Source organism: Erwinia sp. MYb375 (genome assembly GCF_037479175.1).
In the GTDB taxonomy this organism is placed as follows: domain Bacteria; phylum Pseudomonadota; class Gammaproteobacteria; order Enterobacterales; family Enterobacteriaceae; genus Erwinia; species Erwinia rhapontici.
Map to the genome: position 1 here is coordinate 417,962 of NZ_JBBGZS010000011.1, position 20,174 is coordinate 438,135.

General features: G+C 52.9%; 22 protein-coding genes and 2 tRNA genes. 13 read left to right on the plus strand and 11 right to left on the minus strand.

Annotation, left to right across the window (positions count from 1 at the left end; genetic code table 11):
• The first annotated feature begins 166 nt into the window (after positions 1-166).
• Positions 167-580 carry a CoA-binding protein gene (locus tag WH279_RS04375; protein WP_339455124.1) on the plus strand — a complete coding sequence of 138 codons (414 nt, stop codon included), beginning with the start codon at positions 167-169 and terminating at the stop codon, positions 578-580.
• A 29-nt stretch (positions 581-609) separates the two neighbouring features.
• On the opposite strand, the gene hspQ is transcribed toward WH279_RS04375, so the two are convergent.
• Positions 610-927, minus strand: coding sequence for a heat shock protein HspQ (hspQ, locus tag WH279_RS04380; RefSeq protein WP_200640644.1), 318 nt, complete (start codon positions 925-927; stop codon positions 610-612).
• Positions 928-990: 63 nt separating this feature from the next.
• A complete protein-coding gene (rlmI, locus tag WH279_RS04385; protein ID WP_200640643.1) occupies positions 991-2,181 on the minus strand; it encodes a 23S rRNA (cytosine(1962)-C(5))-methyltransferase RlmI in 1,191 nt (396 codons plus the stop codon).
• Between the two features lie 88 nt (positions 2,182-2,269).
• Here rlmI and yccX point away from each other — a divergent pair, with 88 nt between their 5' ends.
• The gene (gene yccX / locus WH279_RS04390) at positions 2,270-2,548 is read left to right on the plus strand and encodes an acylphosphatase (RefSeq protein ID WP_200640642.1); all 279 of its coding nucleotides are present in this window, start codon (positions 2,270-2,272) and stop codon (positions 2,546-2,548) included.
• A 3-nt stretch (positions 2,549-2,551) separates the two neighbouring features.
• On the opposite strand, the gene tusE is transcribed toward yccX, so the two are convergent.
• Both tusE and yccA read right to left on the minus strand, forming a co-directional pair.
• Positions 2,552-2,878: a sulfurtransferase TusE gene (tusE, locus tag WH279_RS04395; RefSeq protein ID WP_200641071.1), complete on the minus strand. Its 327-nt coding sequence runs from the start codon at positions 2,876-2,878 to the stop codon at positions 2,552-2,554.
• A 104-nt stretch (positions 2,879-2,982) separates the two neighbouring features.
• Entirely contained in the window at positions 2,983-3,639 is a 657-nt protein-coding gene (gene yccA / locus WH279_RS04400) for an FtsH protease modulator YccA (protein ID WP_133840988.1), read from the minus strand.
• Between the two features lie 228 nt (positions 3,640-3,867).
• Between yccA and WH279_RS04405 the strand changes: the two genes are divergently transcribed.
• Both WH279_RS04405 and WH279_RS04410 read left to right on the plus strand, forming a co-directional pair.
• Positions 3,868-3,955: transfer RNA gene (locus tag WH279_RS04405), tRNA-Ser, on the plus strand.
• 245 nt (positions 3,956-4,200) lie between these two features.
• Positions 4,201-4,288, plus strand: a tRNA-Ser gene (locus tag WH279_RS04410).
• A gap of 43 nt (positions 4,289-4,331) precedes the next feature.
• On the opposite strand, the gene WH279_RS04415 is transcribed toward WH279_RS04410, so the two are convergent.
• Positions 4,332-5,183: a hypothetical protein gene (locus WH279_RS04415; RefSeq protein ID WP_339455125.1), complete on the minus strand. Its 852-nt coding sequence runs from the start codon at positions 5,181-5,183 to the stop codon at positions 4,332-4,334.
• 403 nt (positions 5,184-5,586) lie between these two features.
• On the opposite strand from WH279_RS04415, the gene WH279_RS04420 reads away from it, so the two are divergent.
• The 7 genes from WH279_RS04420 (at position 5,587) to agp (ending at position 13,476) form a co-directional block, all read left to right on the plus strand.
• On the plus strand, positions 5,587-6,114 hold the full coding sequence (locus WH279_RS04420) for a fimbrial protein (RefSeq protein ID WP_200640640.1): 528 nt from the start codon (positions 5,587-5,589) through the stop codon (positions 6,112-6,114).
• Between the two features lie 130 nt (positions 6,115-6,244).
• Positions 6,245-8,731 (plus strand): outer membrane usher protein, encoded by a 2,487-nt coding sequence (locus WH279_RS04425; RefSeq protein WP_339455126.1) that lies wholly within the window; start codon positions 6,245-6,247, stop codon positions 8,729-8,731.
• 5 nt (positions 8,732-8,736) lie between these two features.
• On the plus strand, positions 8,737-9,486 hold the full coding sequence (locus WH279_RS04430) for a fimbria/pilus periplasmic chaperone (protein ID WP_339455127.1): 750 nt from the start codon (positions 8,737-8,739) through the stop codon (positions 9,484-9,486).
• Positions 9,483-10,418 (plus strand): fimbrial protein, encoded by a 936-nt coding sequence (locus WH279_RS04435; protein WP_339455128.1) that lies wholly within the window; start codon positions 9,483-9,485, stop codon positions 10,416-10,418. The genes WH279_RS04430 and WH279_RS04435 overlap by 4 nt, the downstream gene beginning before the upstream one ends.
• A gap of 163 nt (positions 10,419-10,581) precedes the next feature.
• On the plus strand, positions 10,582-11,055 hold the full coding sequence (locus WH279_RS04440) for a LuxR C-terminal-related transcriptional regulator (RefSeq protein ID WP_339455129.1): 474 nt from the start codon (positions 10,582-10,584) through the stop codon (positions 11,053-11,055).
• Entirely contained in the window at positions 11,052-11,555 is a 504-nt protein-coding gene (locus WH279_RS04445) for a fimbrial protein (RefSeq protein ID WP_339455130.1), read from the plus strand. Before WH279_RS04440 ends, WH279_RS04445 begins: the two co-directional genes overlap by 4 nt.
• A gap of 301 nt (positions 11,556-11,856) precedes the next feature.
• Positions 11,857-13,476, plus strand: a complete 1,620-nt coding sequence (gene agp, locus WH279_RS04450) for a bifunctional glucose-1-phosphatase/inositol phosphatase (RefSeq protein ID WP_339455131.1) — start codon at positions 11,857-11,859, stop codon at positions 13,474-13,476.
• Positions 13,477-13,609: 133 nt separating this feature from the next.
• Here agp and WH279_RS04455 read toward each other — a convergent pair whose 3' ends face one another.
• Both WH279_RS04455 and WH279_RS04460 read right to left on the minus strand, forming a co-directional pair.
• Positions 13,610-14,983 carry an NAD-dependent succinate-semialdehyde dehydrogenase gene (locus WH279_RS04455; RefSeq protein ID WP_200640632.1) on the minus strand — a complete coding sequence of 458 codons (1,374 nt, stop codon included), beginning with the start codon at positions 14,981-14,983 and terminating at the stop codon, positions 13,610-13,612.
• A gap of 168 nt (positions 14,984-15,151) precedes the next feature.
• On the minus strand, positions 15,152-15,382 hold the full coding sequence (locus tag WH279_RS04460; RefSeq protein WP_133840978.1) for a YccJ family protein: 231 nt from the start codon (positions 15,380-15,382) through the stop codon (positions 15,152-15,154).
• Positions 15,383-15,713: 331 nt separating this feature from the next.
• On the opposite strand from WH279_RS04460, the gene WH279_RS04465 reads away from it, so the two are divergent.
• Both WH279_RS04465 and WH279_RS04470 read left to right on the plus strand, forming a co-directional pair.
• Positions 15,714-15,902: a general stress protein gene (locus WH279_RS04465; RefSeq protein WP_133840977.1), complete on the plus strand. Its 189-nt coding sequence runs from the start codon at positions 15,714-15,716 to the stop codon at positions 15,900-15,902.
• 119 nt (positions 15,903-16,021) lie between these two features.
• Complete coding sequence (locus WH279_RS04470; protein ID WP_339455228.1) at positions 16,022-16,927, plus strand: DMT family transporter; 906 nt, start codon at positions 16,022-16,024, stop codon at positions 16,925-16,927.
• A 120-nt stretch (positions 16,928-17,047) separates the two neighbouring features.
• On the opposite strand, the gene rutG is transcribed toward WH279_RS04470, so the two are convergent.
• Genes rutG through rutC form a run of 4 tightly spaced genes read right to left on the minus strand, consistent with a single transcriptional unit; the run spans position 17,048 to position 20,167 of the window.
• Complete coding sequence (gene rutG / locus WH279_RS04475) at positions 17,048-18,376, minus strand: pyrimidine utilization transport protein G (protein ID WP_339455132.1); 1,329 nt, start codon at positions 18,374-18,376, stop codon at positions 17,048-17,050.
• Between the two features lie 51 nt (positions 18,377-18,427).
• On the minus strand, positions 18,428-18,961 hold the full coding sequence (gene rutF, locus WH279_RS04480; protein WP_339455133.1) for an NADH-dependent FMN reductase RutF: 534 nt from the start codon (positions 18,959-18,961) through the stop codon (positions 18,428-18,430).
• A complete protein-coding gene (gene rutD / locus WH279_RS04485; protein WP_200640626.1) occupies positions 18,946-19,770 on the minus strand; it encodes a pyrimidine utilization protein D in 825 nt (274 codons plus the stop codon). Before rutD ends, rutF begins: the two co-directional genes overlap by 16 nt.
• Positions 19,771-19,780: 10 nt before the next feature.
• Positions 19,781-20,167: a pyrimidine utilization protein C gene (gene rutC, locus WH279_RS04490; RefSeq protein ID WP_200640625.1), complete on the minus strand. Its 387-nt coding sequence runs from the start codon at positions 20,165-20,167 to the stop codon at positions 19,781-19,783.
• Positions 20,168-20,174 lie beyond the last annotated feature (7 nt).

A 20,174-nucleotide genomic window follows, 5' to 3' on the forward strand; every position in this document is an offset into this window, starting at 1 on the left:
ATATAGGGGGTAAGAATGTGTCAAAGTCTTTCAGTATGGCATCATATTAACATTTAAAAATACTTAATCGTGCTATAAATCGAGAATCGCATGAGTTGCATTTTTTAATGTGGTGAATAAGCCACACTTAGCGGTAATAGAGCCAGTAAGGCAAATGGAGGCAACAATGAGTGATAAAACCATCGCTGATGTTCTGACATCGACAAAAACGATTGCACTGGTCGGCGCCAGTGATAAACCCGGGCGGCCAAGTTACGGTGTGATGGCTTACCTGTTGTCACAAGGGTATCAGGTCATCCCGGTTAGCCCGAAGCTGGCAGGCGGTACTTTGCTGGGGCAAACTGTTTACGCTGAACTGAGTGATATTCCTCACAGCATTGATATGGTCGATGTCTTTCGCAATGCCGAGGCAGCGTGGGGTGTGGCGCAGGAGGCGATTGCTATTGGTGCAAAATCGCTGTGGTTCCAGATTGGCGTGATTAATGAACAGGCCGCCGTTCTGGCTGGAGAAGCCGGATTGAAGGTCATCATGGACCGCTGCCCGAAAATTGAAATCCCCCGCCTGGGGCTGGAAAAATAGCGAAGAAACCCCGTATTAACGGGGTTTTTTTAATGTCTGAGGCTGGGAGCCTGGAGCTGCTGGCGGATTGAGGCAGCCAGTTCATCAAGAGATGGCTGCTCAGGATGCTCACCAGGTAATTCCCATGCGATTTGCGCTTCTGCGAGGTAGGTTTGCACTCGCTGACCGTCATCATCTTCCATCACCACGTGATACCAGGGTGAGGAGCGAAGCGTTTCGGCGCCATCAACCTCGTCAATGGCAGGCTCGGTTAAAGAGTATTCCGGGTCGACATCAACAATAACCCCGAGAAAACCGAGTAGCTGGTGGCGTACCTGTTGTCCGATACCATATTTGCTGGCAATCATCGTAACCTCCTGAGAAAAGTTGCCCTTATCTCTATATATGGAGGCAAGGACAGCATTTTCAAGTTACAACACGCGGCAGGCAAACCCTTTCAGATACATTCCTTCCGGATAGCTGGCGATCACCGGGTGATCGGCAGCCTGACGGAACTGCTCAATAAATTGAACATCACGCTGTGCATCAAGGGCTGCATCGGCAATGATTTTCTGGAACAGGTCAGTCGCCATCAGGCCTGAGCAGGAGAAGGTCATCAGCATCCCGCCCGGGTTCAGCAACTGCATTGCCAGCATATTGATGTCTTTGTAACCACGACAGGCACCCATCAGTTGATTTTTGTTCTCAACAAATTTCGGCGGATCCATGATGATCAGATCGAACTTCTCGCCTTCCTCGCGATACCGGCGCAGCAATTTAAAGACATCGTCACGCAGGAACTTCGCTTTACTCACATCCAGTCCGTTCAGCTCCACGTTCTGGCGGGCCACATCCAGTGCAGCCTGTGAGGTATCCACACTGATCACTTCAGAGCAATTACCCATCAGCGCCGATACCGCAAACCCACCAGTATAGGAGAAGCAGTTAAGCACACGACGGCCTTCCGCGTAGCGGCGGGTTGCCAGGCGGCTGTCGCGCTGATCAAGGTAGTAACCGGTTTTATGTCCAGTCTGAATGTCGACCAGCAGTTTCATACCGTGTTCTGTAATCGGCAGCAACTCCGGCGGAGTATCACCCAGCACTACGCCCTGGGTCAGTTCAAGACCCTCTTTTTTGCGCACGCTGACATCAGAGCGGTCATAGATGGCACAATCCGGGTAGCAGGTCTGCAGAGCGGTAATCAGCGGGGCACGCTGATACTCAGCACCGGCAGAGAGCAGTTGCAGCACCAGGAAGTTGCCGAAGCGGTCGATGGTGATACCGGGTAAGCCATCAGACTCACCGGCAATCAGTCGGTAACTGTCAAGATTATCGCGCTGCGCCAGCCAGTCACGCAGCTGCTGCGCGGCCTGTAAACGGCGTACGAAGAAATCGATGTCAATCGACTCATCCTGCTGCCAGCTCCACACGCGGGCACGGATCTGCGACTCTGGTGACCAGGCGGCACGTGCCAGCCATTTCCCCTGGCTGTCACAGACATCAATAGTTTCACCCGACTGGGCTTTGCCTTCCATACGGGCAACCGCCCCGGAGAAAACCCACGGATGGCGACGAAGTAAGGACTTTTCACGTCCTTTGGCAAGAATCAAACGAACAGTCATATTTTGCTATGCTTACACTCAGAGAATCAGTCGATATTGTCCGGTGCCGACCGCGAAAAAGCAATCGGTGTTGGTCAGAGGAGAAAAAATGGCAATCATCTGCATCCGCGTATGGGTCCACGGTAGTGTTCAGGGCGTTGGGTTTCGTTACAGCACTCAGCGGGAAGCAAAAGGGCTCGGGGTGAAGGGGTATGCCAAAAATCTGGATGACGGTAGTGTTGAAGTGCTGGCCTGCGGTGAGGCGCAGCAGGTTGAGGCGCTGCTGGCGTGGCTAAAAGCAGGTGGGCCACGCAGCGCCCGCGTGGAGAAAGTGCTGGCGGAGCCACACCATCCCGCACACCTTCCGCACGGATTTAGCACGATTTAATGTTTACAGGCACTTGGCAGGTTTTGGTAGTCCGGCAATTTTTGTTGCCTGCTTTGCAGGGCCTTTTGGGAACAGCCGGAACAGATAGCGGCTGTTACCTTTCTCTTCACCGTACTTTTGTGCCATCGCTTTCACCAGCATTCTCACCGCGGGTGAAGTATTGAATTCCAGATAGAAGGCACGCACAAAGTGCACCACTTCCCAGTGGGCGTCACTTAATTCAATCCCTTCCTCTGCGGCTAACAGCGGGGCCAGCCCTTCGCTCCACGCGGCAGTAGATTTCAAATATCCCTGCGCATCACGTTCAATCTCTTTCCCGTCAAACTGCACTGTCATTGCCTCACACTAAAAATCGGCGGTCAGTTTACCAAACTTTTGCCTCAGCAAAAATAAAGCCCCGCAGTGCGGGGCTTTATTAACATTGTTCGTATGACTTAGTTGCTGCGTGACATACCCAGCAGACTCAGCAGGCTGACAAAGATGTTGTAGATAGAAACGTACAGACTGACGGTAGCGCGGATATAGTTGGTTTCGCCACCGTGAATGATGTTGCTGGTTTCCCACAGAATGGCCCCGGTAGAGAACAGCACAAACAGCACGCTGATCGCCATATGCAGGGCAGGGATGTTAAGGAAGATATTGGCCACGACGGCAATCAACAGTACAACAAACCCTGCCATCAGCATCCCGGAGAGGAAAGACATGTCCTTACGGGTGGTCAGCACATAGGCTGAACAGCAGAAGAAGACTAATGCTGTGCCCCCTAATGCCAGCCCGATCACATCACCCATTCCCGCAGACAGGAAGCTGTTCAGGATTGGGCCCAGGCAATAACCCAGGAAACCGGTAAAGGCAAAGGCTGCCAAAATACCTGCCGGGCTGTTAGCCAGGCGATGGGTCAGGAACATCAAGCCATAGAAGCCGACCAGCATCAGGATTAAACCGGGTGCCGGCAGCGCGTAAACAGTACTCAGCGTGGCAGTCACCGCCGAGAACGCTAAGGTCAGGCCGAGCAGAAAATAGGTATTACGCAGGACTGTGTGTGTGCTCAGTAACGAGCTGTCGCGCGTGGAAGAAACAATGCGATCCATAAACCACCTCTTAGGGTCACGAAAGTAAGACTCAAACTATCATGCAGAATAAGGAGCAGAAGCCGGTGGGGGAAGGCGTTTTACCCTTCTTTACGCGCTAATCCGCTGATTCTTTAAACAAGATGGTGATATTAGCGGCAATCAAACCGTTTGAGGCTTTTTTTTACGCGGTTGATACAAAACTCACTTTACAAGCAGAACAGGGATGTTTATAGTGCGCCCCATTGTGGAAGCGTGGCCGAGTGGCTGAAGGCACCGGTCTTGAAAACCGGCGACGGGAAACCGTTCTAGAGTTCGAATCTCTACGCTTCCACCATCAAATCCAACGGGCCAGCGTAAGCTGGCCCGTTTTGCTATGCGCAAAATAAAAAAACGGGTGATGTGCTACTGCGTCTTTTATCTCCGTTTTGCCATCCTTTGCTGAAATTTACAGCAAGCAATCACAAATGCTCACAAAATCAACAAAGTAGCGAAAAATAATGTTGGCAAAGTGAAAAACATTCCCTATACTGCGCTCCATCAGTTAGCGAGACTCTTCTTAAGCAAAGCTGATAACCGTGTGGAAGCGTGGCCGAGTGGCTGAAGGCACCGGTCTTGAAAACCGGCGACGGGAAACCGTTCTAGAGTTCGAATCTCTACGCTTCCACCATCCATTCTGACCCCGTGCTGGCAACAGCGCGGGGTTTTTTGTTTTATCGCATCCCTGAAAGCCCGTGTGCAACAGTCGCCAGATAAATACAAAAATAATCTTTTACCATATCAATGAATTCCTGAGAAAGTGCCAGCTGTTGTGACTCGTCCTGTATCTTCAGCAGATTGACCTGCTCTGCTGCCTGCAGGCAGCGCCGAATATGTGACCTTGAGACGCCACAGAAAAAAGCCGCCTTGAGAATATTGTAATGAATGATCGGTGATTTCTGTTTGATGCTCTCCAGATAGATATTAAACATAATCATATGACCGCCATCGCGGCTCAAAAACTCGCCGCTGCCTGGCACCAAATCATGCAGAAATAACCGATTCAGGGTGATCTCTGAGTAAGTGCGGAAGAATTCCGGCACAAAATTTGGATGTTTCTGATAAAAATTAAGATCAAAATCATCTGATAACATGGCACAAGGAAGCAGCATCGTGTTAATCATGCGCCGGGTTTCTGCCAGTGCTTTCGCTGTCGGTTTATAGTTGAGCTTACGTTTATCTTTTGCATCGCGATAAACCTCCAGTCTTCCCCCCACGCGTAAAAAAAGCAAAAAAGAATCCAGCGAATTACTGCTGAACAGATCATTTCCAATACAAAATCTTTTAATGTCTTTAAACGTACTGCCGGAGCGAGTGTAGTAGATACCTAATATGGCAGAGCCAACAATAAATCTGTTTGCCTTGAACAGAGTCTTGAAATAGAGCGGATTAGTTAAGTACTGTTTAAGTAAAAGATCATAGTGGCATTGAATAGCATCATCAATCTTACTCCTCTCCCTGAATTCCCTGGACATACTTTTTAGCTTAATTTCCAGCGCTAACTTCTTCCTACTAACAAAAGGCATACGTAAATATCTTATTTTCTTATTTTAAAGTTGGTAAGAATTATCTTATTTGCCATAGGTGGTTGTGTCAACCAACTAAGATATTTTGCTTTGTGTTTTTCCCTATGGATTCGATAGCAGGATAATAAACACCTTGTTTTACATGTGTTTAGTTTTTGTTGAATATAGCGGTTCACATAAAAATGCTATCACAATGTTAATAATATATTTAACTGTATGTTTTTTAAGGTTTTTAAATTAACAACAAAAATGGACAGTGACTTGATGAGAGATCGGATTAGTATTGCGGCACTTCACAACGGAATACCCGAGATGAGTCTGGCTGTCATTTAAGTAAACTAAAGCCGGAGCTTTTGTGAGGATGGATCATTCTGCAAGACAGATAAAACTCAAGGATATCTAAATGGAAATTAAAAAAATCGCTGCTATTTCACTTTTCACTCTTGTAGCATCAGGTGCAGTTAATGCCGCTGATGAAGGCAGTGGTAAAATTACTTTTTACGGTTCAATCGTCAATGCACCTTGCTCTATTGCGCCCAATGTTGACGATCAGAAAATCCCTCTGGGACAGGTGTCAAATACATTGTTGGCTAACGGCGGAGAGCAGACTGCGATCCCTTTTACCATTGATTTACAGAACTGCGATAACAGCACGAAAAAAACGGTAACTGCGACCTTTACCGGTAAATCCGGTGTGGATGGCCGACTGGGTATTACCGGAGAAGCAAGCGGTGCCAGTATTCTTTTGCGCGATGGTAGCGGCAAGAAAATCGAGCTGGGTACCGCCACCACCGCCCAGAATATTAATGGTGGTGCGAACACTCTGCAATTCACCGCAGCACTGAAAGGTGATGGTACAACCGATGAACCTGTTGCTGTAGGCACGGGTGCATTCACCGCGGTTACAAATTTCACCCTGGCTTATCCCTGATATCCTTTTTGCCGGATGAACATGGCGTCCGGGATCCCGGGCGCGATTTATTTTTTTATAAGACGAAAAAGGATTATCCGCCAGCTGAATTATTGAAAAAATAACATTAAAAATAAAATTTACAGGGATATTGGCTATTTCCATTTTTCTGGGACTGGAGGTGTGGGGTCATCGTGTCCATGCGGATGACATTCAGTTCAATACCGATCTGTTTGATGTGGAAGACCGTCAGAATATTGATGTATCGAATTTTACCCATAAGGGCTACATCATGCCGGGTCGTTACCTCATGAATATCCGTCTGAATAACGAACCGCTGGCAGAACGTGCCATCAATTTTTATTTACCGGAAGACCATCCTGAGATGAGCCTGCCGTGCCTTGATGCGCAACTCGTCAGCGAACTGGGGCTGCGATCCGATTCTGTCAGTGCGTTGAAGTGGTGGCATGAGGGGAAGTGCCTCGATATTCGCAGCCTGAAAGGAATGCAGGCGAGGGGCGATCTTTCCACCACAACGCTGGCGATTAGTGTGCCACAGGCATTCCTCAACTATCAGTCCGCCAACTGGGATCCTCCCTCTCGTTGGGATGAGGGGATCCCTGGCGTGCTGTTTGATTATAATTTGAACAGTCAGGTCCGTTTTACCCCTCATGCCGGTGAGCAGCGAACCACCGCCGGAACAGGTGTCGCCGGTGCCAACCTCGGTCCCTGGCGGTTGCGTGCAGACTGGCAGGGGCGTCGCGACACACTCAATGGCACTACGCGCAACACCTTCGACTGGACGCGTTACTCTGCCTCACGCGCGCTGCCGGAAAGCGGAGCCAGGCTGGTGGTCGGTGAGGACTATCTGGTCTCTGATATTTTCGACAGCTTCCGCTTTGCCGGTGTCAGTCTGATCACCGACGACAATATGTTACCTCCCAACCTGCGTGGCTACGCACCGGAAGTTACCGGTGTGGCGCGTACGCATGCCAGAGTCGTCGTGATGCATCAGGGACGTGTCCTTTATCAGACTCAGGTGGCCGCAGGGCCGTTCCGCATCCAGGATATTGATGATTCAGTACTGGGGGAATTACAGGTTCGCATCGAAGAAGAGGATGGGTCGGTTCAGACTTTCACCCTTAATACCGCGACGATCCCCTATCTGACGCGTCCCGGACAGCTACGTTACAAAATGGCGCTGGGGCAGCCGATAAACGGGCAGCACAGTATGAGTGGGCCACAGTTTGCCAGCGGCGAATTCTCCTGGGGAGTCAATAACGGCTGGTCGCTGTATGGCGGAGCGATCGGCAGCGAGCACTATCAGGCGCTTGCCAGCGGGATTGGCCGCGATCTGCTGGTGTTCGGTGCCATGTCTTTTGACGTGACTCATTCGGTGGCCCGACTTCCGTGGGGAGATACCCGTCAGGGGAATTCATACCGACTGAGCTATTCCAAACGCTTTGACGATTATGGCAGTCAGGTCACCTTTGCCGGCTATCGCTTTTCTGAACGCGAGTTTATGACGATGGATGCATTTCTCGATGCCGAACGCCACGGTAGCGGGCAAAGCAACAGCCGTGAAATGTACACCGTCACGCTGGCTCAGGATCTGCGGGCACTGGGAACCAGCGCGCAGCTTAGTTACAACCGTCAAACCTATTGGGACAGGCCGGAAAGCGAACGCTATAGCCTGGCATTGTCGCGTTACTTCGACATTCTGCAGTGGAAAAATGCCAGCCTTTCATTCTCTGCCTGGCAGAACCGTTATAACCAACTGAGTGATAAAGGGCTTTATCTCTCTTTATCATTACCTATTGGTAATCGGGGCACTGTCAGCTACAGCGGGTCGAGTGGGCGCAATAATAACAGCCAGCAGGTTAATTATTACAACCAGATAAATAATAACGACAGTTACAGTCTCAGTGCCGGAACCACCAATAGCAGTCATACCCTGTCTGGATATTATCTGCATGATGGCAGTAGCGCACAGCTGACCGGAAGCGTCAATGTGCAGCAAGATAATTATCAGGCCTTTGGTGCCTCGTTGAAAGGTGGAATAACCGCGACAGCAAAAGGGGGAGCGGCGCACCGTCAGAACTCTCCTGGAGGAACGCGTTTATTACTCGATACCGACGGTGTTGCCAATATTCCAGTGCGGGCCAACGGCGGAATTGTTTACAGCAATAGCCGCGGGAAATTAGTGATTTCCGATATCAGCAGCTATTACCGAAATCAGGTGGGCATTGATATTAATAAACTGCCGGAAAACGCCGAAGTCACCTCATCCATTGTGCACGCCACGCTCACCGAAGGGGCGATTGGTTATCGTCATTTTCCGGTACTGGCGGGATTGAAAGCGATGGCCGTTATCCGTCTGGAAGAGGGAACATCCCCTCCGTTCGGAGCACAGGTGATGAATGCCCGTCAGCAGGCGGTGGGGCTGGTGGCGGATGGCGGCAGCGTTTATCTGAGTGGCATGCAGTCAGGAGAACATTTGAGCGTCTCCTGGGATGGCAGACAACAGTGCCAGATTACGCTGCCGCCATTGAATAAAGACAGGCTGGATAATCTTCTACTGCCGTGTATCGGCAATCACGCGATGTTGGGCCAGCCCCAGAATCAAACCAAGGAATAAATGTAATGAAACAGTCAACAAGCAAGGGGGTGCTGAATACCCTTGCCGCCGGTATAGTCTTTTTTTCATCCTGGTCGCAGGCAGCTCTTTCTCTTGATCGTACCCGTATTATTCTGGATGCAGGAAATCCGTCGGTCAGCCTGACCATTGCCAATGAAAATCCCCGGCTTCCTTATCTCGCTCAGGGCTGGATTGAGAATGAACAAGGTGAAAAAGTGAATTCACCGTTAACGGTACTGCCGCCAGTACAGCGCATAGAGGCCGGTGATAAAAGCCAGATAAAGATACAGTCGCTTTCTTCGGTGAATTTACTTTCCCAGGATAAAGAAACGTTATTTTATTTTAACCTGCGTGAAATTCCACCGCGTTCCGATCAGCCAAATACGCTACAAATCGCGTTGCAGACAAAAATAAAATTATTCTATCGCCCGAAGGCGCTCCAGATTTCGTCCGCGCAATATGCCTCGCCGATTCAACAGCAGGTGCAGCTGGTCCGAAAAGGAGGGCGCTACCGTTTGCACAATCCAACGGGTTACTTCATCACGATTATCGAGGCCAGCTGCGGTAAGGGAGAGGAGCCTCTTAAGGACTTCACCCCGGTGATGGTTGCCCCGCGTGCTGACGTGGAGCTGAATGTCAGCCCCGCCGCGTTGGGGGACGCGCCGGTACTCCAATACGTCAATGATTTTGGTGGCCGTTCCAGCCTGATATTCCGCTGCCAGGGGATGACCTGTAAGGTCATCACACAAGCATGAAACGTTTGATGCTCTGGCTGATCGTAATGCTGCTGCCGCTACAGGCGCTGGCCTTTTCCTGCATCGATAAACGCGATGGTAAAGCGTTTGATGCTGTCGGACAGCGCAATATTGATGTCACTGTTAACCTGTCGCCGGAAATTATGATCGGTGACGTAGTGGTGTTCGATTTGTCCCAATACTTTACCTGTCAAAACACCATTCCTGCCCGCTACGTCGACTATATGCGCATCAATGCCGGGACCTATCAAACCTCGCTGGATGCCTCTTTCAACAGCGGTCTGGAGATTAACGGTAAGCGCTATCTCAACCCGATAACCTCAGCGCTGACGATTTATGAGCTGCGCGATGGTAACTGGCATGATCTGCAGGTTAAAGCGTTCTATCAGTTGAAAGATAATCCAGGGCGCGGCGTGTATATCAAGGCCGGTACCGTCGTGGCCAGTATGCAGATGTACAAATGGAGCGCGCCCGCCGGCGGCGTGTTTACCGCTAACTGGCGGGTGATTGCTGCCAATGATGCTTACTACACCTCCGGTACCTGTGCGATCAATAACGGGCAGGATATTGATGTGAGTTTTGGCTATATCGCGCGTAATCAGTTAAGCCAGAGCGCGACCCTGTCGCCGTTCCGCCGTGAAGTGCACATTCCCTATCAGTGTAAAGATACCAGTAGCTGGCCGATAAAAATGACGCTATCAGCGGATGTCAGCAGCTTCTCGGGCAACGCGATTAAAACCACCAATCCTGACCTGGCGGTACAGATTTACCATCAGGGCAAACTGGTCCGTCCGTTCGACAGCATCAGTAGCCGGATTACCCATGGTGTGGGCGGCGATGATTTCAGCTTCGTGCTGCTCAGATCCTCCAATGCGGCGGTGGCTACCGGGCCATTCAACGCCACGGCGGTATTGGTAATGAGTCTGCAATAAAGCCAGTTGCTATTCGGATCAAGGAGAAAAGATGTCCGATCCACGCTGTTTAACGCTGGTAATGTTCGATCATGACCGTTTCTTTGTCGAGGGGGTTCTGCGCTTTCTACAGTCCCAGTATCCGCATACTGTCAGGAGGCTATCGACCAGGCCGGTCAAAAAAGTGGACCTGTTACTGACGGGACTGGATGCCGTTTCACTCTGTGCCTCGCTGCCGTTCGGGCGGATGATGACAGCAGACAGCCAGCTAGTCGTGGTTCATCATTCGTTTGAAGAAAGCTGCAGGGGATTACCGCCAGGCCTGCAACGTTACCCCACACGGCATCTTCACCCCAGGCAGTCACTGGAACAACTGGGCAAGGTGTTTAAGCAACTGATACCCGATAAAAATCGGCTGATTACCCTTATCGATCCGCGCGCGGTCAAAGAAGATGTCCTTACGCCACGCGAGAAAATGCTCATTGCACATTTGCGCAGCAGCTTAACACCACGCCAGATTGCAGCCAGCATGGCTTTACATCCTAAAACCATCAGTACTTACAAACGTTCGGTGATGTTGAAACTGGGGATGCAAAAAAATCTGGAACTTTATCACTGGTTATTTTATTCCTCATTATCAGAAGGGGAACGATCGTGACACGATACGGGTTAGCATGGTTGTGCCTGGCGGCTGCTTTTAGCTGTGAAGGGGCAGATAACGGTTATGGAAAAATTAATATTTCTGGTGTGGTGGTGGATGCCCCGTGCTCTATCTCTCCGGGGGCCGAAAATATCCAGGTCAACTTTGGTGATGTCAGCGCTTCGGCGCTGCAGAATGGCCATGAGTCCGCAGCGGTAGACTTTTCGCTGGATCTGCTGCGCTGCAGTACCTCGCTGAAAAATCGGGTACGCGTGACTTTCCAGGGTACGGCGTTTTCTGACGGCTTATTTTCGGTCGGGCCGGATAACACCACCGTGGGTATTGCCGTTCGTGACCGCTTCGGGCAGCAGGTACTCAATAACCAGCCTGTTGCATGGCAGCGCATTAACAATGGCGATAATCAGCTCCATTTTTCCTCAGCCCTGAAAGGACGTGCAGCGGTAGTGAGCAGCGGCAGCTTTCAGGCGCAGGTACTGTTTACAGTGGAATACCTCTGAGCCATAAGAAACAGGGCGTAACCGGGACAAACATCCTTCTGTTTTTCCCGGCTTCCTGCTATTTTCTTCTCGGGCTGGGCGATTAGATCATTCCTAAAAACATCTTGTTTCTTTTCAAACTCCTGAAGCCACTAAACCGCCGGGTGCAGAGTCTGCTATATTCTCACTATTCATCTTTCTATGAGCATCTGGCTTGTACTCTGGAGAGCGGTTGTGGTGAGTCAGTGCTGATGCGCTGTTTTCTTTCTGCGCTGCATGTTATGCCAGCCAGTTCACCCCTTTGAATCAATGGAATACACACATGATCAACAAGTATAGTCTTTGTGCGTTAGCCGTTTGCTCCGCGCTTTCCGGGGTTCCTGCCTGGGCTGCTGATAGTGATTATCAGCTGGAGCAAGTGCTGATGATGAGCCGCCACAACCTGCGTGCTCCTTTAGCGGATAACGGCAGCGTACTGGCGCAGGCGACAAAAAAAGCTTGGCCTAAGTGGGATGTGCCGGGTGGACAGCTGACCACCAAAGGCGGTGTGCTGGAAGTGTATATGGGCCGCTATACCCGCGAATGGCTGGCACAACAGGGGTTGGTAAAAGACGGTGAGTGTCCGGCACCGGACGACATCTATGCCTATGCAAACAGCCTGCAACGCACTGTTGCTACCGCCCAGTTCTTTGTGGCGGGGGCTTTCCCTGGCTGTGATGTTGCCGTTTCTCATCAGGATGAGATGGGATCGATGGACCCGGTGTTTAATCCGGTGATCACCAACGGCAGTGAAGACTTTAACAAACAGGCGCTGACCGCGATTAACGGTGAAGGCGAGAAGCTGGCGTTGAAACCCGCTTTCCAGCGTCTGGAAAAAATTATCGACTATAAAAATTCGCCTGCCTGTGACGGTAAAAAGCAGTGCGATCTTTCCAGCGATAACCAGAACAAATTCAGTGCCGATAACGGTAAAGAACCCAATGTGTCTGGTCCACTGAAGGTAGGGAATTCCCTGGTTGATGCCTTCACCCTGCAATATTACGAAGGTTTCCCGATGGAGCAGGTCGCCTGGGGGCAGATCAAAACGCCTGAGCAGTGGAAAGAACTGGCGGCGATCAAAAATGGTTACCAGGACACGTTATTCACCTCTCCGGTTGTCGCACGTGAAGTGGCAGCCCCGCTGGTGGACTACATCCGCAGCTTGCTGGTCGACCAGGATAAAGCCACTGCACCGAAAGTGACCTTAATGGTCGGTCATGATTCGAATATCGCCTCACTGCTGACGGCCCTGGATTTCAAACCTTATGATCTGCCAGGGCAAAATGAGCAAACGCCGATTGGCGGTATGGTGCAGTTCCAGCGCTGGCATGATAAGAAAAATGACCGTGAGCTGGTGAAGGTGGAATATGTCTACCAGACATCCAGCCAGCTGCGTGATGCGGAAGCGCTGTCGCTGGATAACCCGCCTAAGCGTGTCACTCTGCAAATGGCCGGTTGCCCGACCGATGCTAACGGTTTCTGTTCATGGGACCAGTTCACCCAGGTTTTGAACAAGTCGTTACAGGGAACGCCGTTACAGGTGGCTGAACAGGCACCGGCTGCTGCGTCAGCCACTCCGGCGGCCAAACCGGCTGACGAGAAAGCCGTCGTCAATAAGACGCTGGCCGACAAAGCGGCAGCAGACCAGGCCGCCGCGGATAAAGCGGCTCAGGCCAAAGCCTCAGCGGAGAAAGCGGCTGCTTATAAAGCCGCTGCCGATAAAGCAGCGAAAGAGAAAGCCGCTGCAGATAAGGCTGCCGCTGAACAGGCCGCAAAAGATAAAGCGGCAGCAGACAAAGCCACCACAGATAAAGCGGCTGCCGATAAAGCCGCAGCGGATAAAGCGAAAGCGGACAAAGCAAAAGCAGAAAGCACGCCAGACGCGAAACCTGCAGCTAACTGATCTGGGGGGAGGCATTGACGTCTCCCCGAGTTCAGAGATGAAAAGGGGCGACCTGGTTAACAGGTCGCCCCTTTTTTAATGGCGATATTTTGGTTAGCGGGAGCGGCTAAAAAAGACGACTCCCGATACATCCTTAATCCTTACTGATTACCACCAGTTTCTGGTTCACAAACTCTTTAATGCCGAGGTCGGAAAGTTCACGGCCATATCCTGACCGTTTCACGCCCCCGAAGGGCAGTTCTGCCGCGGTATTGCTGGAAGAGTTGATGTAGACCATTCCGGTTTCAATCCGTGAAGCCAGTGCTTTGCCTCGGGCAATATCTTGGGTAAACACGGCGCCGCCCAGCCCGTAGTGCGAATCATTGGCCAGTTTCACCACGTCATCGTCATTTTTCACCACATAGATCTGAGCCACCGGTCCGAAGAACTCTTCAAAGTACGCCGGATTGTCGCGGGTGATGCCGGTCAGGATGGTGGGCTGATAGAAACAGCCGTCACCCGGTACGGGCGCACCACCGAGCAGCACGTTAGCGCCTTTCTCTTTCGCCTGCTGAACCTGCTTATGCAGACGATCGCGTGCCTCAGCGGAGGAGAGTGGGCCGAGAGTGGTGCTGGCATCAAGGGGATCGCCAATTTTCACCGCCTTAAATGCCTCGGTCATTTTCTCCAGGAAGCGATCTGCGACCTTCTCATGCACCAGGAAGCGTTTGGCGGCGGTACACACCTGGCCACAGTTGCTCAGGCGGGCACCGACACCGGCCTTCACGGCTTTCTCCAGGTCGCTGTCGTCCAGTACCACAAACACATCGTTGCCGCCCAGTTCGAGCGTGGTCTTTTTCAGATATTTCCCCGCCTGCTGTGCTACTGCGCTGCCTGCACGCTCGGAACCGGTGAGAGCGGCACCCTGCACACGGTCATCAGCGATCAGCGTTGCCACCTGGTCGTTACTGGCGAAGATATTGGTCCATGCCCCCGCTGGCGCACCGGCTTCGGTCACCAGAGCCTCGAATAACACGGCACAGTGCGGAACATTTTGCGCATGTTTTGCCAGCACCGGGTTTCCGGCAGCGAGGTTAGGCGCCAGCACACGCATCAGCTGATAAAACGGGAAGTTCCAGGGCTCAACGGCCACCAGAACGCCAATCGGATGGTTCTCTACCCAGGCCTCGCCGAGTTCACTGGGGTAGGGCGTTGGCGCAAGAAAACGCCCGGCATTCTCGGCATAGTAGCGGGCAATCTGTGCACAGAGTTGCACTTCACCGCGACTTTGCTCAATCAGTTTTCCCATCTCAATACTGGCCGCTTCGGCCAGTTCGTCAACACGGCTATCAATCAAATCAGCCAGTTTTTTCAGCACCTGCACTCGGGGCTGGAGATCGCCTTTGGACCAGTCAGAGTGATACAGCGCGTCGGCGGTGGCCAGTGCCTGTTCAATCTGGCTGTCGCTATGGTCAGGCCAGGACTTGATCAGCTTATTACTTGCGGGATTAATCGTCTGGTACGGCATTACGCCTCCTTTGGATAGTGTCAGTAATCAGCCGGGTTCTGGCTGTCAGTATGTCAACCCAGCATTAAGCGTAGACGACATGACGGCAGGTTGGTGGGTTCTCAGAGGAGTCTCAGTTGCAAAATGTAAGCGTTGAAACGGCGGGCGCAGATACCCGCCGATGGGGTATCAGACGTTCCTGCGCTCAACCACCTTATTATCCCAGGTGAGCACATCTGCACCGGTCTTATCAAAGGCGCGCAGCAGGACCTCATCGCTACCCTGTTGCTGCCAGATAGCTTCAGCCAGACGCTCATCGTAATTCGCGACCTCAAAGATAGCTTCGGCGATTTCGGGTGACGTTCCGCGCAGACTTGCCCATTCGCCAACGTGATGCGCTTTCGATTGTTGTGTTGCCATAACGCTCTCCTGTGGTTGATGTTGTCCGTTCAATGCCTGATTCGTCAGTATAGAAGAGTGCGCGTTGCCTGCCCGTGGTGTCATCAATGTTTGCTTAAAAAAACGGCGCCCTCACATTTTTTGCCACAATGCATTAATAAAAATTAAGGGGGTAAATCAGTGTATTCGGGGCGGTCTGGCACAGAAAATGGCGAGCCAGGCATGCATCATTAGTTGAATACACTATGCTTAACAACGCGGCAGGCCAGCGTTTGCCGCCATTGTTGCCGGGCAACGCCAGCTGAACACGGGCACAATGCAGTATGATGTCTTAACTATTCGGAGGTAAGAAATGGCAGAACATCGTGGTGGATCTGGCAATTTCGCTGAAGACCGTCAAAGAGCATCAGAAGCCGGACGTAAAGGCGGCAAGGTCAGCGGGGGGAATTTTAAGAATGATCCTCAGCGCGCCTCTCTGGCAGGAGAAAAAGGTGGCCGCAACAGTCGCGGGAGCAAAAGTAAGACCGATGACGGTAACTAAGCAGCCATGCCGCCCGCCGCCGGGCTCTCCGGCGGCATAAACATTCCCCCCATGTTCAACGCTTGACCCCCCGCAGCGAACGCAGCACACTGACGCCAAATTTCCAGCAGAGTGCGCCAATGTCCGGTTTTTTATCACGTTACAAATTTGCAGTGAACCCCCAGGAAGGGGTACTGATCCTGATCACGATGGTCTGGGGGGGCACCTTCCTCGCCGTGCATCATGCCATGACGGTCAGCGGACCCTTCTTTTTTATCGGCGTGCGCTTTGCTACGGCGGCCGTGTTGCTCGGGCTGATCTCATGGCGGGTTCTGCGGGGTGTCACCTGGTATGAGGTGAAGGCGGGGGGGCTGATTGGCCTCGCTATTGGCCTGGGATATGGTTTGCAAACCTACGGCATGCAGACCATTACCAGCAGCAAATCGGCGTTTATCACGGCGCTCTATGTGCCGCTGGTGCCGCTGTTACAGTGGATTTTTCTTGGCAGAATGCCCGGGCTGATGTCGTGGGTGGGTATCGTGCTGGCTTTTGGCGGTCTGCTGTTGCTGGCGGGGCCGGAAAGCGGTGAGATGGCGTTCAACGCCGGAGAGATTGCAACGTTGTTGAGTACACTGGCCATCGCGGCGGAGATCATCCTGATCAGCGCCAGTGCAGGAAAAGTCAATGTGCAGCGCGTCACCGTGATCCAACTGGCGGCGGCTTCTCTTTTTGGCTTCGTAATGATGGTCCCGAATGGCGAGTCGGTGCCGCCGTTCAGTCCTTATCTGCTCTACAGCGCCATTGGGCTGGGCATCGCCAGCGCACTGATCCAGGTGACCATGAACTGGGCACAGCGCAGCGTGTCGCCCACGCGAGCCACGGTTATCTATGCGGGTGAGCCGGTTTGGGCCGGGATTGTCGGGCGTATTGCCGGGGAGCGATTGCCGGGTATCGCCCTGCTTGGCGGGGCGCTGATCGTACTGGGCGTACTGATCAGCGAGCTGAAGCTGAAACGGAGAAAAGCGGCTCCTGAAAAGCCTGCGTAAAACGGATGGTATGCCTCATCTCGACGAGATGAATGAAGTGTTCAGCTGTGGATGGGGCATGTGGACCGAATTGTTTCGTAGGGGTCGGGCATGCCCGACCCGCACATTCGTACAGAGGGATTAATGATCCTGACGCACTACACTACTGCCGCTGAGTGCGGCGGCGCGTTTATGGCTGAGGAGGGCGTTCAGTAAAATCGCCCCAAACGTTGCCGTACCGATCCCACCGAGCGTAAAGCTGCCGATTTTTAGTGCGAAATCTCCCGCACCCAGTACCAATGTCACGGCAACCATAATCAGATTACCGTTCTGGCTGAGATCGACATTGTTCTGTACCCAAATACGTGCACCGGCTACCGCAATCAAACCAAACACCACAATCGATGCGCCGCCGATAACGGGTCCTGGGATGGTATGAATCAGAGCGCCAAATTTGGGTGAGAAGCCCAGTACCATGGCAATCAGGGCCGCCGCGACAAAGACCAGCGTGGAGTAAACTTTCGTCACCGCCATCACGCCGATATTTTCCGCGTAAGTGGTGACACCGCTGCCGCCAACGCTGCCGGATAACATCGTTGCCACCCCGTCACCGACAAATGCCCGGCCCATATAAGGGTCAAGATTACGTCCGGTCATACCGGCTACGGCCTTGATATGTCCGAGGTTCTCGGCCACAAGAATGACCGCCACCGGCGCAATCATCACCATGGCCTGGGTACTGAACGTCGGGCTGGTGATCAGCGGCATGCCGAACCAGGGGGCATTCGCCAGCAGGCTGAAGTCGACGGGTTTCCCTAATCCAAAGCCGTTGGTCAGCAGCGCATAAATTGCCCACGCGACAATCAGCCCAACGAGGATCAGCAGGCGCTGCACCATGCCGCGGGTGAATACCGCGACTACGCCGATACACAACACAGTCATGACTGCCATCCAGCTATCGAACATCGAGGCTGAAACGCCGCGCACGGCAATCGGTGCCAGGTTCAGACCAATCGCCATGACAACGGCACCCGTCACCACGGGCGGCATCAATTTTTCTATCCAGCGGGTGCCTGCTTTCATCACCACAAAACCGATCAGGGTGTAGACCAGACCGCAGGCGATGATACCTCCTAACGCCACGCTGAGGTTCGGGTTCAACCCCTGACCGCTAAAGCCCGTCACGGCGATCACCACGCCCACAAACGCCGCGCTGGAGCCCAGATAACTGGGTACGCGGCCTCCGGTAATCAGGAAGAACAGCAACGTGCCCACGCCCGACATCAGGATCGACAGGTTCGGGTCCAGTCCCATCAGCAAAGGCATCAGCACGGTGGCACCAAACATGGCAACCGCGTGCTGCAGGCCCATCACTACCGTTTGCCCGAGGGGCAGTGTTTCATCAGGCGCGACAATACCGGTTGTCGACGCCGTCGTTTTCGACCATTGAGGGAACCAGGAACCTGTCATCGTTATCTCCAGAGTGTGAGCACTGCATTGACCGGCGAGTAAAGCCCGGGATCAGAAACTACGTTGTGGTAACGGGTGGTAGCCACGATCGAAATACATCAGGCCATGGCTGCTGTCGCTGAAAACCAGTGCCTGTGCTTCGCACACTAAAATATCGTGGGTGCCGACGCTCATCACCTGCGTCACCAGACAGTCAAACGACACCAGTGCGCCACTGAGGATCGGCGATCCGGTGACCAGTGTTGACCAGTCAGCGGCGATAAATCGCTCGGTCATCGGCGTTTTACCGCCAAACAGGTTAGATAACGCTTCATGACCGGACGCCAGCGTATTCACGCAAAGCTGTCTGTTTTCTCTAAAGGTGTCATACACCGATGCGGAACGATTCAGGCACACCAGCAGCGTCGGTGGCGTGTCGGTGACGCTACATACTGCCGAGGCAGTAAATCCGGCACGTCCGGCAGGGCCATCGGTGGTGATAATATTGACGGCGGCACCCAGGCGCGCCATCGCATCACGGAACTGTTGCTTTTCCACGCCGATGACAGGCGGGGTGGGTGCCAGGGTATTCAGGGTTTCTGCCATAGTGGCTCCATATCAGCGGTATTCGCGGCCAGGCTGTCATCTTGCAGCCAGCCCATCAGCAGGTGATTAAAGGTGGAAGCGTCGGTGACACTCATGGCGTGGCCGCCCCAGTTCATGCGTTGCAGGGTGGCGTGCGGCAGTGCTGCCAGCAGTTGTTCGGAACAGGTCCAGGGCACCAGCAGGTCATCGCGTGAACAGAGCAGCAGCACGGGCTGGGTAATCTGCGCGGCATGAGAACTGTAGTCGCAGGCCATCAGCGCATGCAGGCGCTTGAGCAAGTTATCCATACCCTGAAAATGTGCCGTATGCAGCGTATCTTCAGCTTCAATACGTGCCTGATGTTCCGACAGCCAGTCAGCGGGATAAAGAAACAGTGGCTGGGCACGAACATAAGCCTCGACCCCGACATTAAGCAGCAGGTCCTGGCGTACGCGGAAACAGCGACGGGTGTGTGCATCCAGTTGTAGCCAGCCGTTAACCAGCACCAGCCGCGACACGCGTTCGGGGTAGTCGAGTGCCAGCTGCAGGGCAACCATGCCACCGAGCGCATGGCCAACCATATCGAACTGCATAATATTGTGCTGTTCCAGCAGCGTCGCCAGCTCACCGGCCATCTGCGACATACTGTAGCCTTCAGGCAGCGTATCCGGACTTTTTCCGGTGCCGCGCTGGTCGTAAACCACCACGCGAAATGCCGCGCGCAGCGCATTCATTTGCGGCAACCAGAAACTCCCCAGTCCGCCCAGCCCGGCGGATAACACCACGGTTCTGGCCCCGGGATCGTCGCGGCCTGACAGCTCAATATGCATGAGTTACTCCTTATTTACCGATATGCGCCACGCTGGCGATTTCGATCAGCGCATCGGGTTTCACCAGCCCGCACTGAATACAGAAGCGGGCGGGCTTTTCACCGGGAAAATAGTCAGCGTACACCGCGTTAACGGCAGCGTAGTTGCTCCAGTCGGTAATAAAAATGGAGTTAAACGTCACGTCATCCATCGTGCCGCCAGCGGTTTCAATCACACTCTTAATCGTTTCCAGCACGTGGCGGGTTTGCGCGGCGGCATCACCTATGTGAACCACATTATTGTCTTTATCGAACGGCAGTGTGCCGGACACATACACCACGCCATCGGCCAGCGTTCCCGGAACAAAAGGGGCGATCGGCACGCTGGTGCCTGGTGGGGTAATAATCGTTTTTGGCATCGTTTGT

Bases quoted from the DNA above. Each gene is read 5' to 3' on its own strand.
- WH279_RS04375 (WP_339455124.1), top strand. From the start codon at position 167: ATGAGTGATAAAACCATCGCTGATGTTCTGACATCGACAAAAACGATT.
- hspQ (WP_200640644.1), bottom strand. From the start codon at position 927: ATGATTGCCAGCAAATATGGTATCGGACAACAGGTACGCCACCAGCTA.
- rlmI (WP_200640643.1), bottom strand. From the start codon at position 2,181: ATGACTGTTCGTTTGATTCTTGCCAAAGGACGTGAAAAGTCCTTACTT.
- yccX (WP_200640642.1), top strand. From the start codon at position 2,270: ATGGCAATCATCTGCATCCGCGTATGGGTCCACGGTAGTGTTCAGGGC.
- yccA (WP_133840988.1), bottom strand. From the start codon at position 3,639: ATGGATCGCATTGTTTCTTCCACGCGCGACAGCTCGTTACTGAGCACA.
- WH279_RS04415 (WP_339455125.1), bottom strand. From the start codon at position 5,183: ATGCCTTTTGTTAGTAGGAAGAAGTTAGCGCTGGAAATTAAGCTAAAA.
- WH279_RS04420 (WP_200640640.1), top strand. From the start codon at position 5,587: ATGGAAATTAAAAAAATCGCTGCTATTTCACTTTTCACTCTTGTAGCA.
- WH279_RS04430 (WP_339455127.1), top strand. From the start codon at position 8,737: ATGAAACAGTCAACAAGCAAGGGGGTGCTGAATACCCTTGCCGCCGGT.
- WH279_RS04435 (WP_339455128.1), top strand. From the start codon at position 9,483: ATGAAACGTTTGATGCTCTGGCTGATCGTAATGCTGCTGCCGCTACAG.
- agp (WP_339455131.1), top strand. From the start codon at position 11,857: ATGATCAACAAGTATAGTCTTTGTGCGTTAGCCGTTTGCTCCGCGCTT.
- WH279_RS04455 (WP_200640632.1), bottom strand. From the start codon at position 14,983: ATGCCGTACCAGACGATTAATCCCGCAAGTAATAAGCTGATCAAGTCC.
- WH279_RS04460 (WP_133840978.1), bottom strand. From the start codon at position 15,382: ATGGCAACACAACAATCGAAAGCGCATCACGTTGGCGAATGGGCAAGT.
- WH279_RS04465 (WP_133840977.1), top strand. From the start codon at position 15,714: ATGGCAGAACATCGTGGTGGATCTGGCAATTTCGCTGAAGACCGTCAA.
- WH279_RS04470 (WP_339455228.1), top strand. From the start codon at position 16,022: ATGTCCGGTTTTTTATCACGTTACAAATTTGCAGTGAACCCCCAGGAA.
- rutG (WP_339455132.1), bottom strand. From the start codon at position 18,376: ATGACAGGTTCCTGGTTCCCTCAATGGTCGAAAACGACGGCGTCGACA.
- rutF (WP_339455133.1), bottom strand. From the start codon at position 18,961: ATGGCAGAAACCCTGAATACCCTGGCACCCACCCCGCCTGTCATCGGC.
- rutD (WP_200640626.1), bottom strand. From the start codon at position 19,770: ATGCATATTGAGCTGTCAGGCCGCGACGATCCCGGGGCCAGAACCGTG.
- rutC (WP_200640625.1), bottom strand. From the start codon at position 20,167: ATGCCAAAAACGATTATTACCCCACCAGGCACCAGCGTGCCGATCGCC.